Origin of the sequence: Okeania hirsuta, from assembly GCF_003838195.1 — a bacterium.
In the GTDB taxonomy this organism is placed as follows: Bacteria; Cyanobacteriota; Cyanobacteriia; order Cyanobacteriales; family Microcoleaceae; genus Okeania; species Okeania hirsuta.
On the sequence record NZ_RCBY01000179.1, the window covers coordinates 1 to 15412 of the forward strand.

Sequence of the window (15412 nt, forward strand, 5' to 3'; positions counted from 1 at the left end):
GCAAAATCCTTGTCTTGCCACGACTTCTCCCACTCTGAAAAAAAATTTCTCCCATGGAGCGAGCAGGAGAAGAGAAAAAAGAAAAAGCACACACAGATTTGGCCACGGATATACGGATGGATGCAGGAAAGAGGGAAAAGGTGAAAACAGGAAAAGAAGAAAGGGGAAGAATCCTAGGAACGAAAGGGAGAAACTACCGACACAGACCAGACAACCCGAAAACCCCTATAGAAGATGAAGCTGTCGCCATAGTTGCTGCCACGCCTACCACTCCGGCAATACCTAGAATCACTGCTCCAGCTACCGCCACGGAGAAGTCTGTAATTACTATCACCTCCATTTTCCCAAGCACTACCATCTGTAGGCGCACCTTCATAATTATCATGCCAAACATCCTGACACCATTCCCAGACATTGCCATGCATATCGTATAAACCAAAAGCATTGGGTGGAAAAATTCCCACATCTGTTGTTTTTTTACGATATTTTCCTTTTGGTGCATCAGCGTAAGTATAATTGCCATTAAAGTTAACTAACTCAGACGTTATAGTTTCGCCAAAATAAAATGGTGTGGTTGTTCCTGCACGGACGCCATATTCCCACTGACTCTCACTGGGTAAACTATATTTTTTACCTGTCCAGTGTGAAAGTTTCTGACAAAATTCTGTCGCGTCGTACCAAGTTAAGCTTTCTACAGGACGCCTTGCACCTTTAAACCAAGAAGGATTATTTCCCATAACTGCTTGCCATTGTCCTTGAGTTACTGGATACTTTCCCATGAAAAATTCTGGCACATCCACATAATGTTGGGGATCTTCATTCTCAAATCTTTTTGCTTCTGTCTCTGGAGACCCCATGAGAAATGTGCCTGCGGGAATTTTTACCATTTCTAGGGTAACTCCATTACCGAGGTTTTCTATGATTACTTCTACTTGATGTTGACGGCGACTAATTATTTGTCCTCTGCTGTTGACTGTAAGGGTGGTAAATTTCTGAATGGAAGTTTTGGGTTGTGGTGCTGGTTTTGGTTCAGGAGTAGGAATAATTTCTGGAGATGGTTGATTCCACCAATCTTTACTTAACATTGCTGCTGCAAACCCACTTCCTGCTAAACCTCCTAATATCAATATTTTTCTTCTGGTTTTATTAGGTTGGGTTTGGGGTGGGGATGGAACTGTTGTTGCTTGTTTTGGTGCTAGTGTGGGTGTGAGTAGGTTTACTTTTGCTGTTGATGTTTGTGTCGGTGTAGGTGGGTTTACTTTTACCGTCGTTTTTGCTAGTACAAGTTCACTCAATGCTTCTAATACTTCTGTGGCGTTTTCATAACGCTGTGGAAAATATTCCTGCACCATCCTATCTAATATATTTGCTAGATAGTTACTTACTTTTGCTTGGTTTCGCCAGATAACATTTCCTGTCTTTGGGTCTGTGGGTAAATTTTGGGGGTCTTTGCCTGTCAGTGCTTTTATTCCTACCATTCCTACTGCATATATATCGCTACTCAGTTTTGGTCTGCCGTTACTTTGTTCGCTTGGCATATAACCAGGTGTTCCTACTGCCACAGTTAAAATAGTTGTTCCTGGTTGATTGGTAGTCAATACAGTTATTTCTTTGACTGCTCCAAAGTCTATCAATACTATTTTTTTATCTGACCTGCGACGCATCAAGTTTTGTGGTTTGATGTCTCGGTGAATTATATTGTTTTGATGAGCTTTTTCTAATGCTTCTAATATTCCTTTGAGTAATGTAATAGTGTAAGACTCGCTTAATTTTTTCCCTGATGTTAGTTCTTTGCTTATATCTTGCCCTTCTATATATTCTTGTACTAGGTAAAATTCTGTTGCTTCTTGGAAATGGGCAAATAGTTTTGGTATTTGGTCTGAGTCTTTGCCTAGTTTGTATAAGGTTTCTGCTTCTGTTTCAAATAATCTTTGGGCAATGGTTAATGTTCCTGGGTCTGAACTTTTGGGTTTGAGGTGTTTGACTACGCATTTAGGTTTGCCTGGTAAGTCTAAATCTTGAGCTAGGTAGGTATCTCCGAATCCTCCACGTCCGAGGGACTGAATAATTTTGTATCGTTGTCTCAGGATTTTTCCAGACTGCATGATTTTTTCACTTATCAGTTCAGTTATTCAGATATTCAGACTTCTTCGTATACTATCTAGCCTTGTTTCAAAATTTTTTCAACCTGTGTAATTTAATTTTGCTGTTAAGTTAGGGAAATATGGTTTTTTTGGCCTCATTTATTTGAGTATATATGAGCGCACCTTTTCCATTATACTTATGATATCATGTCAAGTTTTTTTGTCAACCCCCTTTTTTCAGTTATCAGTTATCAGTTATCAGTTATCAAATTTCTTTGTACACTGCCTAGCTTTGTTTCAAAATTTTTCCAAATCGCTTCTTTTAAAAATCCTGTTTCTTGTGTATAAGTTATTTTCTGATTGCCCTAAAAATACCCTAAAGTAACAGATTTAAACTATACCCATCCACTTTTTTCTTCTTCCTTCTTCAATTTTTATAGCACTACGCAAATAGGGCGCGGAAATTTATAAATGCTCAAACTAAGTCAGGGATTACTTCTAACTTGTGACTTCTAACTTCTAACTTCTGACTTGCGCGTAGCGCCATACTTCTTACTATAAAGTAGAGGTAATAGGATATTTTTTTATTAGGGGATAACAAAGTTGCTTTCACAAAATCCGATTGTTACATTTACGATTCTTTTATTAGTAATTTTAACTCTTCCACCTCTATTTGAACGTCTCAGACTACCTGGATTAGTGGGTTTATTAGTAGCAGGAATTATTTTAGGTGGAGATGGATTAAAATTACTAGACCCCGAAACAGAAACGATGAAATTATTATCAGACATTGGTAAGGTTTATCTGATGTTTGTCGCGGGATTAGAAATTGATTTAATAGAGTTTAAAAAACATCAAGACCGCTCTCTTGGTTTTGGCATTGCCACATTTTTATTGCCACTTATTACTGGTACATTTGTTGCCAAAATATTTGGTTTAGGTTGGAATGGTGCGATTTTAACAGGTTCTTTACTTGCTTCTCATACTCTCTTAGGTTATCCCATTGTGCAGCAGTTGGGTGTAGTGGGAAATCAAGCGATTACTGTTACTATTGGGGCGACTATTTTTACTGATATTGCTGCTTTATTAGTTTTGGCAATTTGTGTGTCGATTAATGCTGGTAATTTCTCTGTGATTAGTTTGGCAATTCAATTGGGAAGTTTGGCTATTTATGCGGGAGTAATTCTCTGGGGTTTTCAATGGGTAGGTAAACAATTTTTCCGGCGAACTACTAATCAAGAAAGTAATCAATTTTTATTTGTTTTGTTGGTTGTGTTTATTGCTGCTTTGGGTGCAACATTGATTAATGTCGATCAAATTGTTGGTGCTTTTTTGGCAGGTTTAGCGATTAATGATGTGGTTGGTAAAAGTCCGGTTAAGGAAAAAATAGAGTTTGTTGGCAGTGTTTTATTTATTCCTTGTTTTTTTGTTGATATGGGATTATTGCTGGATATGTCTGCTTTTGTCAATACTTTTTTAACTAGCTTTGAATTAACTTTATCTATTATTTTTGGTTTGCTTGGAAGTAAATTTTTAGCTGCATTTTTAGCAAAAAAGATTTATAAATATAATTGGTATGAAACTATGAGTATGTGGTCTCTATCAATGCCACAAGTTGCTGCTACTTTAGCTGCTGCATTGGTGGGTTTGCAAGTAGGAATATTGCCAGAGGTAATATTTAATAGTGTAATTTTTTTGATGTTGGTAACATCTATTTTTGGTCCGATTATTACTGCTAAATTTGCGAGTAAAATTTCTTTGCCAGAGGTAGATTTTACATCGGATAATTCTTTGATTTGGTGGGAAACTCATCAGCAAATTCTAGATAGTTTTACAGAGAGGGTTGATGGAATTGTTAACCATAAGTTTGTTGTATTAGTGCCAGTATATTTTTCTCCAGAACAAACAAAATATTTAATTGAAATGGCAGTAATGTTGGCAAAACATGAGGGAGGTTTAATGATTCCTTTATCCATAGTTAAAGGTTACGTCAATATGGATTCTCCTCAGTTAAATTTGGCTTTACAACAGAGCAGTAAAAGGTTAAGTTCTGCTTTGGAAATTAGTCAAAGTTTTGAAGTTGAAGCTACTCCAGAAATCCGAATTTATGATGATTTTGCTAAAGGTGTTAGTCGCACAGCACGGGAAAAAAATTCTAGTCTAATTGTCATGGGTTGGCACAAAAATACTGGTATTAAAGCTCGTTTATTTGGAAATATAATAGACCGAATATTTTGGTCTGCTCATTGCCCGGTAGCTGTGGTACGTTTGTTGGAAAAGCCGATTAATATTCATCGGATTTTAGTACCTGTTAAAAAGATTACTCCCCAGGCATTAAGAACTGTACGTTTTGCTCAACTTTTTGCTGATACTAATCAAGCTTCTGTAACTCTACTTCATGTATGCGATCGCCAGACTTCTAAAGAACAAATTACTAAGTTTCATGCTCAGCTTTCTCAACTTATTTCTCAAGGAAAAACCAAGGTAAAATCAAGAATAAAAATTATTCGTTATGATGATGTTGCCCCTGTAATTAGTAAGGCAGCAAAATCATATCAATTAGTAGTATTACGCTCTATGCGACGACGTACTGCGGCAGGATTATCTGTTAGTGATGTTACTACTAAAGTTTTGTCAGAAATTACTTGTTCAGTTGTTATATTTGGAGAACCTTATTCTTAATTTTAGGGAATAGTAAACAATTAATAATTAATAATTAATAATTAATAATTAGGGCTTGCGCTCATAAAGCCAAAAGTCAGGATAGCTAATGCTTAAGAGCTTTTTATATTCAGTTTATCTCCGAGTTTATAGCTCTTATTTACCTCAAAATACTGAAATTTTCTTCTGAAATTCAAGAAAATTTCTTCACATAAAATGACCGAAACCGTTGCCTGTTCCATCCTATCTCCGCGTCCTACCCCCACCAACCCCTCCCAGGAGGGGAAGACAGGAGACAGGAAGAACGGGGAATGAGGGAGGAAGTAGGAGTAAGAATTGTAAGAATGATTTTTCTAGCATAGTCAGCCGAAAATACTAGCTTTTTGCAGCTCACAGGCACCGAAAAGCTGGCACTTTTTTGAACCCCAAAAAGGCTTTAGCCTTTATTTATCAATACTTTGAGAATTAATCAGCAAGTCCTAATTAATTATTCAATAATTCTGGTTTAAAGCCTCCCCTTTTAAAGGGAAAAAAGAGAATATTCCTTATATTCAATCCTCTCGGTTTTAACCAGAGGTAATTATCCATTATCCATTAATGAACTCTCCTTGAAAAGAAGAGGAGTAACGCGGAGCGTAAATTTTTTTCTTTTTTTTCCTTTAAAGGAGAGATTTTAAACCTTAATTATTCGGTAAAAATAAGAATAATTAAGATTAACTTGCTAATTATTAGCAAAAAGGTAATAATACCAGTGTTAATTACTGAATAACTGAAGTATTACCTAAGTGTAGGATTAAGAGCTGATTTGTAAGCTGAACAGGCTAACTTAAATTGTTATACCAAATTTAGAAGGTTTGCTAATATAATGAAAATTTTAATCAGAGGTAATTAAGTTGCTGCCCAATACTCCAATTGTTGCCTTCACTATTCTTCTACTGGTTATTTTAAGCATTCCGCCAATTTTTGAACGTCTTCGACTACCTGGTTTAGTGGGATTATTAGTAGGAGGAGTTGTACTAGATCCTCATGGTTTACAGCTTCTCAATAGTGAAACAGAAACTATGAAGTTACTATCAGATATTGGCAAAATATATCTGATGTTTGTGATAGCTTTATAAATTGATTTAGAACAATTTAATAAAACTATAAATTGCTCTATTGGTTTTGGCTTGACACTTTTTTTATCCCCATTATTGCAGGTATTTTAGTTGGTAGAATTTTTGGCTTTAGTTGGAATGCTTCGATTTTAATTGGTTCTCTATTTGCACCTCATACTCTTTTAGGTTATCCCATTGTTAATAGATTGGGTGTAGTGGCTAATGAAGCAGTTACTGTGACTATTGGGGCGACAATATTTACTGATATTGCGGCTTTATTAGTTCTGGCAATTTGTGTGTCGGTTAATGCGGGAGAATTTTCTGTTGTTAGTCTGATTATTCAGTTAGGAGAATTAGCTATTTATGCAGTAGTTGTTTTGTTTGGTTTTAAATGGTTAAGGGAACAATATTTCCGTCGGACTGGAGATGAAGAGGGAAATCAATTTTTATTCATAATGTTAGTTGTATTTATTGCTAGTGTAGAAGCACAAATAATTCATGTTGATATTATTGTGGGAGCTTTCTTAGCTGGTATTGCTGTGAATGAAGTTGTTGGAAATTGTCCTGTTAAGGAAAAAGTGGAATTTATTGGCAGTACATTGTTTATTCCTTTTTTCTTTGTAGATATGGGATTAATTTTGGATGTTCCGGCTAATGTAGCTCAAGTAATTATTAGAATGGCGTGGTCTTTTGATTTAGTTGTTTTGCGTTCTATGCGTCGCCGTACTGCTGGTGGTTTGGCTGTTAGTGATGTGACTAATGAGGTTTTGAAAGAGTTAAATTGTTCTTTGGTTTTGTTTGGCGAACCTCATTCTTAAGTGAAGGAAGAGGGAAAAAGGAAGAAGGAAGAGGGAAGAGGGAAGAAGGAAGAAGGAAGAAGAAGGAAAAATTTTGCGTTGTCTGAGTTTTAAGTTTTTGATATGTCTGTGCCTTTTCCTTCCACTGCCATATCACCTAACACCTACTACCTATTTTTTTATTCTTTTTTCACGCTTGGTATAACACCTACTACTTAATACCTAATACCTAATTCTGTGCAACCTCGCTTCAATAATGAATAATGAATAATGAATAATTACCTCTCCTTGAAAAGAAGAGGATTGACAAAGAGATGAAAATTTTTCTTTATTATCCCCGATCAAGGGGAGGCTTTAAACCACAATTTTTCGGTAAAAGTAAAATTGGTATAAGTATATATATCTACAAAAATTATTAGAACTGCGAATTAAATAATTTCCGGAAAACAACATAAGCAAAATGTAGTGCTATTTAAGGACAATAAATCAAGTATTTAAGCTTTTCAAGATTTTCTAACTATGGGGACATTAAAAAAATTAATACTGACTCAAATTTAAGGAATAAAGGAAGAATAGTAATGCAGAAATTTAGTAATAATACTCCCAAAATGTTTTCTAAACCTCAAGTTGGTGTAGTCGATGAAAAGATTACTTTTGATGAACCTGGAAGAGTTAAATTCAAAGCTACATATTGGCCTGCTATGCTTTTTAGAGGTTACAGCATGACTCTTGAACCTGGTGAAGAAGTTGCAGTTATCGGTCGTCAGGGAATTACATTATTAGTACGCCCTTTTTAGGAGTGGGGGGGGTGTGGGGAGTGAGGGAGTGGGTAGGGACATTGCATGCAAGGTCTCTACTAAGAGGGAACTCACTCCTACTGCTCCTGAGAGGAGAAGTAAACATCAGAATAATTTAATGCGCTCCTAGGGTGCTAATTGTCAAAAATACAATTTGGCTGATGTTCCTTTGACAAAAAGAGAATTTTTGACCTAAAAACTGGTATTAAAGCCATTCATTCTGATTCCTGACTCCTAAAAAATCACCTATTTATTTGTAGCAAATATTTATCAGACTTGTTATTAAACTTGTCGTTGTACAGCCAATAAAGTAATATCATCAAACTGTGTGGCACTACCAGTATGATTTAAAACACTAGTAGATATTTCTTTGAGTAAACCTTCCGCCGAAGCTGCTTTTTTCTCCACAAGTAACCGCAATTTTTCATTGGTAAAAAATTCACCTTTACCATTACGAGCTTCTGGTACTCCGTCTGTGTAACCCAACAAAATTTCACCAACTTCTAAGTGAGTTTGTTCAATTTTAAATTTCATATCGGGCAACATTCCAACTGCTGGACCTGTAGAATTTAACTCCTCCTTGATTTCTCCTGTAGCACTAATAATAAATAGTGGTTCATGACCACCATTAATATAAGTAATTTTACCATTATTTATGTCTAAAACCCCAAAGAAAAGTGTGGCAAACATTCCCACTTCGCCATGATTTTTCGCAATATAATTATTAGTCAAACATACAGCTTTCAAAGCATGATAGCAATCTTCAGTAGCTAGACCTCTATCTAAATACAATTTATCTTTTTCACCTCCTAAATCCTCATTCATTTCTTCAAAATAATTTTGACCAGAAAAAACTCTAATTAAGCTACGAAATAAACTCATAAATAATGCTGCTCCTACTCCTTTATCACAAACATCAGCAATTACTAATCCTACGGTATGATTAGAAAGTTCAAATACATCATAAAAATCACCAGCAACTTGTCTAGCTGGTTGAAAGAAACTCGCAATTTCCCAACCATTTTGTTGCGAAATTTGAGCAGGCAGAAAATTTTTCTGCATCTGATGACCTTGCTCTAATTCATAATTGAGAGCTTGAGAATAAGTTTTTACTTTTTCTAGACTTTCCTGTAAAGCTGCTTCAGCTTTTTTCCGCTCACTAATTGCTTGAGAAATTTTGATAAACATTAATTCAAAGGCATTAATTACTTCTCCTAATTCATCTTGTCTTTGGAGATAAGTTGAGCTAAATGCAGGTGGTTCTTGATCGTTATATATTGCTTCCCCTGCTTGATTCAAATCGCTTCTTAATAGTAGAATAGGGTTAATTACAATTGGTTCTAAACATAGCCAAACTGTAATTGTCAAAAACAGAGATATGATAATAACTAAACCAATAATTCGAGAAATATAAGCTACTAATTCTGGTTTTAGATTAGAACAATCATGGCGAATAATAATACTATAGTCTGTTTGCATATCTTTTCCAGACCAAATTAAGTCATCATAACGATAAACATTACTACTGGTGGAAAAGAAGAGTTTTTTGGAATTATTTACTTCAGAAAGTGACAATTCTGGAAACTCACCAAATGTACCTACTTTTTGTTTGTTAGTATCATAAACAGCACCTCCTAAAATGGTAGGATGATGTTGCATAAGTTCTGATAAATGATTGACAAGTTCTGTATTTGAAGCGTCAGGATAGGTAATCAAAATCCAAGCAACTTTTCCAGAAGACATTTGCTTAATTTGAGATAGAAGTTCTTTTTCTCTTCTCTTGAGAGAAGGGATTAAAAGAATAGCTTCAATGACAATAATGCTAGTAAAAACACATAACACTACACGACGAGACAATTTTGATTTTAGTCGGTCATTAATTGACTGAGCTAACTTTTGAATACTAGATAGTTTGCTATTCTGTTGATTTTTTTTCATCTCAATTTCGGTTTGATAACTTGAATTATTTGATAACATATATTCTGCCCTTTATTATATATATTATTTGACTGCTTTACTCTAAAATCTCATACTTTATTCATTGATTTTAGGGAGTAGGGAGTAGGGAGTAGAAAAGAAGAAAAACAACTGTACCTTATTAACTTGAGAAACGCTATATCTAAAAATACTCACTATAAATTATGTTCTTTATATATTTTTTTTAACAATTATTGTGATTTTATGTATACAAAAATTTAATTTTTCTCTCTGAAACTGTACAAATTTATTCACGATCAAATCTACTTTAAATAATATCATGTCCGGATAATTAGTGATAAAAAACTTTCTCCTTTTCCTCCTCTTTATTCTTTCTTATTGCTTCTTTCTTATCTCCTGACTCCTGAGGAATGACTCTTGACTCCTCCGTCGTTATAAGTATTCAACCGGACATGATATAACTTGATTTTTGTATTGTTTTGGAGTAGTACCTGTAAGTTGATGAAATATTTTAGTTAAGTGACTTTGATGAGAAAAACCACATTGAAAAGCAATTTCTGTAATGCTGATATTTTGCTGTTTCAATAATTTTTTTGCCAGTTCTACTCTTTGGTGAATGACATATTGATAGGGAGTAATACCCATTGATTGCTTGAATAACCGGGAAAAATGATATTGACTCATACCAACTACAGCAGCAATTCTAGTTAGTTTTAAATCTCGGTCTAAATGTTCATTAATATATTCAATTGCTTGGCGAAGTCTATATTTTGATAATCCTCCTCGGTACTCATTAACTTCTAAACTCATAGTGGAATATTCGCGGACTAAGTGAACTGTTAATGAATATGCTAATGACTCTGCATATAACCTACCTGCTACTCCTCCTGATTCTAGTTCCCCTAGTAACAGCAACCCGACCTGACGAATAAATGGATCGCGCAGAGTAAATCTGTCTACGAGTTCAATTCGCTGGGCGTCTACTTCTACAACTTCATTAGCAACTTTTTCCATGAGCGAAGGTGCTAAATATATGTATAACAAGTCTGGGTTTCCTTGAATATGCCACTGGGAAAGTTCTCCACTTGGCACAACAGTTATATCTCCAGGCACTATTCTCCCCCGGTCGTATTTTCCTTTTAGCGATCGCTCTATGTGACAAGGATAGTCTAAGTGAATTATCAGTAGTTCTTCTGGTATAGCAGGTAAGGAAAATTTACTTTCTGCTGCGGAATAGTATAGACGTTGTAGCAGAATACCTTGCCAATTATTCTGTTTACTTGATATCAACAGTTTCCTAGATTCTGGTTGGTCTGGTATTTTTGATGATTGAGGAATTACATTAGATTGTAGTATCATGTTTTTTGCTTGTGATTTTTTGTATAGCAGAAGAAGAAAGAAGGAAGAATTTTGCGTTGTCTAAGTTTTAAGCTTTTGATATGTCCGCACCCTTTCCTTATATTGGTGGCTGAGAAAATAGTGATCGAAAAGATTGATAATTTTGTCTCCCTATTACAGTGCTATTAGTAGGGTGTGTTACGTTACCGCTAACACACCAAAATCCCATATCTATTGTCAGTGCGTAAGTCCTGAAGATTGATAATTTTGCCTTCCTATTCCAGTAAAGTACTGATAACGCAGTTCCTCTGTAATATAGAATCTGGTTATATAATATATGTTGATAATTCTATAATTACTTGAATATTCAATCTTCCCTACTCCCTCACTCCCCCACTCCCCTACTCCCAACTATATAATTAAGTATTAACCGGATTTGATATCAGAGGTTAACTGAATTGACTTTAGCTTTGTATTAGCAATACACTGAGTGCTAATTGCCATATAGTACATAAAATTAATTAAATATGAAGTTCATTTCAATACAAGAATGGATTGATTATCATCAAGCAATAGAATAATTATGTAGGACGATCGCACGTTGAGAGCGACTAATCAGACCATCTCTTTCTAAGCGTTTGAGGGCACGAGATAGAGTTTCTGGGGTCAACCCTAACTCAGCAGCTATTTCTTTGAGAGGTCTATCTAAATTGACAGATGTCTGGTTAGAAAGTCTAGCTATCTGGCATAAATATTGAAGCACTCGTTCGTGGGCAGTCTTGATATCCCGTAATTCTAGATGGTGTTGTAGGCATTGATTTTTTCTGACTAAAATTGCCATGAAATCTTGAGCTAGGTCGGGATAGCTATGCAAAGCTGCTAAAAAATGTTTCTTCGGATAAACCATTACTTGTGAGGCTGTTTCTGCGATCGCTGTATTGGTATATCTGCTAGAAAAAAGTGTTGTCTCGGCTAAAATATCTCCTGCTGTAGCAGTACATAACCTAACTATTGTTCCACAACTTTTGTAGCGCACTATTTTAAGTCGCCCAGTTTTGACAATAAAGACTGCTTGAGCTGAGTCTCCCTGCCAGAATAGTTTTTGCTCTTCTGACAACTCTCGCTTGGCGATCGTTTGACGTAAATCAGAAGGAAGGATATCTATATCTAAGAGCTTCGTCGGCACTTTTGCTTCTCCTGTCGAGTGAGATTTATCAGTTTTTTTGGAACGATTATTCCAGAAATAACAAAGAAAATCACACAAATTTCAGCATTAGAAGTTTATTAAAGAATGTCATAACAGGGTATTTTCCAGTTGTGGACAATCCGATCCAAACTTCTATAAATTGATAATTGATGGTTATTTTTTGTTTATATAACTACCCTAGCAATAACAGAATGCTCAGTCAAGTATATTAGCTTTCATTCAAATAAGTTATTAATTATTGCCAGTTTAGAAGCAATTTATATACTATTAATCAAATTCTCATTATTAATTTATTTGTTTCTCATCATTAATTTAACTTTGATATTAAAGTCAAAGCTTTTGATATAGTTCTTAATATTGTGTCTAGTTGAATACCCACAAATAACTGTTATTCTCGAATAGGAAATAAGGTCAATTCAGTTATCAGTTATATCAAATCCGGTAGCATCAGTATAAAATCTTTTGAAGCGAGGAAGACCGAGTCAGGAGGACTGAGTCAGGAGGAGAGAGAATCACAAAGATTTAGTAGTTATGACGATTGGATAATTTTTTGATGTCCAATTCCCCCGGATTTGATATTAGAGACTGTTTGTCAACAAAAGATTAAGTAGTGGACTGACACAGCTAAAACTTTGCAATAGATTTTTGTTTCTATAGCAATGTGCGCTGGCATATTTACAAATTGTAGGAATTGTCCAATAGCTAAAAGTTTGATCTTATCAGCTTTTTATTCCCCCTTCCGGAGCTGTTGCCTTCCGGAGCTGTTGCCTGCATACAGCGCTATAGTCCACTACTGGACTTTTCCCTTATGGGTTTAATATCATGTTCGTTTAATTAGCGATAGAACTCCGTTCTGCGCTCCGCGTTAACGCAGTTGTGCGCCAGCAAACAAAAAACTTTCTTCTCCTGACTCCTGACTCCTGACTCCTGACTCCTTCTTCAATGTTACCAGATTTAATATCATTATCCGGATGTGAGACCGGGGAATTTAGAAATAGAATAGGGAAAATATCAGGAACGGGCAAGATGCTCATTCCACTTCCACTTCCACAAAACTATTAAAATCCCAAGCGCATTTATGCAACACCCTGACTCCTTCTTCAATACTTTCTTCTCCTGACTCCTGACTCCTTCTTCAATATTCCAACTTTTCCATCGGTGCAGTTTTAGGGTCAATAATTTTTTTACTTTTACCAAATTTGATACCTAAACTCAGTTTTTGTCCTCCACCAAAAACATTAGTTACCTGTCCTACTCCAAAACTTTTGTGCATCACCTTCTCGCCTACTTGCCAATTTTCTGCTTGATTATTTGCCGATTTTTTGACAGAAGTATTTTTAGTATTTTTGCTTTGACGACGGGAACGATAAATCACCTTTTTCATCCCATTAGTATTAATCAAATCTTCCGGTAATTCAGCCAAAAATTGAGATGGAACTGCGACATCTCGCGCTCCCCAAAATTGTCGCCTTTCAGTAGCATAAGAAATAAATAATTGTTCCTGCGCCCTCGTAATTCCTACATAACAAAGTCGCCTTTCTTCTTCCAAAGACAAAGGGTCATTCTTACTGCGAAAATGAGGTAATAAACCATCTTCCAAACCAACCATAAAAACCACCGGAAATTCCAAACCTTTAGCCGAATGTAAAGTCATTAACGACACAGCTTCCTGCCCATCTTGTAGATTATCTAAATCTGAAGCTAGAGAAGCATTTGCCAAAAAACCTCCTAAACTTGTATCCTCATTATCCTCTTGAAACTGAGCAACAGCACTACATAATTCCCCCAAATTTGCCAGTCGATTATCTGCTTCTTCCGTACCCTTTTTTTTCAACTCTTCAATATAACCAGAATCCTCCAAAATTCCTTCAACAATTTCAACCGCCGTCAAATTTTCTACTTCATTTTGCCAATGCTTAATTATCTCAGCAAATTTATTCACAGCTTTTGCAGAACGACCAGCCAAAGTATTAACAGAAGTTTCATCATTAATAATTTCCCATAAAGGTATTCCCATCTCCAAAGAAGCATTTACCAAAGTATCAATAGTCGCCTTACCAATACCCCTTCTCGGAGTATTAATAATTCTGAGCAAACTAACAGTATCAGCCGGATTAGCAATGACCCGTAAATAAGCCAAAGAATCCTTAATTTCCTTCCGGTCATAAAATCTCAATCCGCCAATTATCACATATTTAATATCGTAATGAATTAAAGCTTCTTCCAGGGCGCGTGACTGAGAATTAGTCCGATAAAGTACAGCAAAACTCCCTAAATCTAACTCTGGGTTTTGGTCTGTAATTTCCTGAATTTTACTACAAACAAACTCCGCTTCTTCTAACTCACTTTCCGCCTCATAACAATAAATTTCTTCCCCTAAACCTCTCGTTGGTTTGAGAATTTTATCAATACGTTGAGTATTATTTTCAATCAATTTATTTGCCACTTCCAGAATATTTTCCCGCGACCGATAATTTTCCTCCAATTTAATCATTGTCCGGGTATCTTCATCCGCCAAACCATCTCCAAAATCATGTTGAAAATCTAGCAAAATTGTATAATCTGCCATGCGGAAAGAATAAATAGATTGGTCTACATCTCCAACTACAAAAACAGAACGATTTTCCCATTTATTAAAATATTTAGGGTCTTCACCATTCGTTGCTAAAAATCTAATAAAATTATATTGAGTCCGATTAGTATCTTGATATTCATCTACTAAAATATGGTTAAAATGTTTATGCCAATAAGCCAATACTTGTTCATTTTGCCGAAATAATTCTACAGGTATTCTGATTAAATCGTCAAAATCAAGAGCATTATTAGCTGCCAAATTATCTTGATAAATACCGTAAACTTCAGCAATTACCCGCCCCCGATAATCTGGTTCTGACCTTTGATATTCTAGAGGCGACATTCCCTTATTTTTAGCATTGCCAATAGCATATCTAACCGAACGAGGTTCAAATCTTTTGTCATCCAAATTGAGCTGTTTCGTAACAATTTGCTTAATCAAAGTTTGAGCATCACTTTCATCAAAAATAGAAAAATTTTTATCCCAACGACGTTTTTTTTCATCCTGATACTTGTTAATATCAAAACGCAGAATACGAGCGCAAAGACTATGAAAAGTTCCCATCCATAAATGTTTCGTAATACTTTTATAGACCTGCGATCGCAACTTAGTCTGTTCTTCCAGTGTTAATGCTGAGAATGGTTTACCATATTTTGCTTCTGCTTGTTGCCCAGCAAATAGCTTTTCGATCCGCTCCTTCATTTCCCGCGCAGCTTTATTTGTAAATGTCACCGCCAGAATATTTTCTGGATGTACCCGATGATGACGTATTAGATGGGCCACGCGATAGGTGAGCGCTCTAGTTTTGCCAGAACCAGCTCCTGCCACAACTAGCATTGGTCCGCAGAAATGTTGTACTGCTTGGCGTTGCGATAAATTTAGCTCACTCAGAAAGTCAGTAGTTTGCATAGTTGGGTA

Annotated in this window: 7 protein-coding genes and 1 pseudogene; 3 read left to right on the forward strand and 5 right to left on the reverse strand. The window is 35.7% G+C overall.

Annotated elements, in window-relative coordinates; translation table 11 throughout:
- Positions 1 to 173: 173 nt before the first annotated feature.
- Positions 174 to 2105 (reverse strand): bifunctional serine/threonine-protein kinase/formylglycine-generating enzyme family protein, encoded by a 1932-nt coding sequence (locus tag D5R40_RS23530; RefSeq protein WP_124146414.1) that lies wholly within the window; start codon positions 2103 to 2105, stop codon positions 174 to 176.
- Between the two features lie 582 nt (positions 2106 to 2687).
- Between D5R40_RS23530 and D5R40_RS23535 the strand changes: the two genes are divergently transcribed.
- The 3 genes and pseudogenes from D5R40_RS23535 (at position 2688) to D5R40_RS23545 (ending at position 7436) form a co-directional block, all read left to right on the forward strand.
- On the forward strand, positions 2688 to 4766 hold the full coding sequence (locus tag D5R40_RS23535; RefSeq protein ID WP_124146413.1) for a cation:proton antiporter: 2079 nt from the start codon (positions 2688 to 2690) through the stop codon (positions 4764 to 4766).
- 866 nt (positions 4767 to 5632) lie between these two features.
- A pseudogene (locus tag D5R40_RS23540) lies at positions 5633 to 6513 on the forward strand (cation:proton antiporter); the annotation flags it as partial.
- 704 nt (positions 6514 to 7217) lie between these two features.
- A complete protein-coding gene (locus D5R40_RS23545) occupies positions 7218 to 7436 on the forward strand; it encodes an NfeD family protein (RefSeq protein ID WP_240039111.1) in 219 nt (72 codons plus the stop codon).
- 282 nt (positions 7437 to 7718) lie between these two features.
- On the opposite strand, the gene D5R40_RS23550 is transcribed toward D5R40_RS23545, so the two are convergent.
- The 4 genes from D5R40_RS23550 to pcrA form a co-directional block, all read right to left on the reverse strand.
- Positions 7719 to 9413 (reverse strand): PP2C family protein-serine/threonine phosphatase, encoded by a 1695-nt coding sequence (locus D5R40_RS23550; RefSeq protein ID WP_205127476.1) that lies wholly within the window; start codon positions 9411 to 9413, stop codon positions 7719 to 7721.
- A 393-nt stretch (positions 9414 to 9806) separates the two neighbouring features.
- Positions 9807 to 10733: an AraC family transcriptional regulator gene (locus D5R40_RS23555; RefSeq protein ID WP_124146412.1), complete on the reverse strand. Its 927-nt coding sequence runs from the start codon at positions 10731 to 10733 to the stop codon at positions 9807 to 9809.
- A 544-nt stretch (positions 10734 to 11277) separates the two neighbouring features.
- On the reverse strand, positions 11278 to 11976 hold the full coding sequence (locus tag D5R40_RS23560) for a Crp/Fnr family transcriptional regulator (protein WP_205127475.1): 699 nt from the start codon (positions 11974 to 11976) through the stop codon (positions 11278 to 11280).
- 1078 nt (positions 11977 to 13054) lie between these two features.
- Positions 13055 to 15403 carry a DNA helicase PcrA gene (pcrA, locus tag D5R40_RS23565; protein WP_124155293.1) on the reverse strand — a complete coding sequence of 783 codons (2349 nt, stop codon included), beginning with the start codon at positions 15401 to 15403 and terminating at the stop codon, positions 13055 to 13057.
- Between the last annotated feature and the right edge of the window lie 9 nt (positions 15404 to 15412).

Coding starts and splice junctions, on each gene's coding strand:
- D5R40_RS23530 (WP_124146414.1), bottom strand. CDS start 2,105: ATGCAGTCTGGAAAAATCCTGAGACAACGATACAAAATTATTCAGTCC.
- D5R40_RS23545 (WP_240039111.1), top strand. CDS start 7,218: ATGCAGAAATTTAGTAATAATACTCCCAAAATGTTTTCTAAACCTCAA.
- D5R40_RS23550 (WP_205127476.1), bottom strand. CDS start 9,413: ATGTTATCAAATAATTCAAGTTATCAAACCGAAATTGAGATGAAAAAA.
- D5R40_RS23555 (WP_124146412.1), bottom strand. CDS start 10,733: ATGATACTACAATCTAATGTAATTCCTCAATCATCAAAAATACCAGAC.
- pcrA (WP_124155293.1), bottom strand. CDS start 15,403: ATGCAAACTACTGACTTTCTGAGTGAGCTAAATTTATCGCAACGCCAA.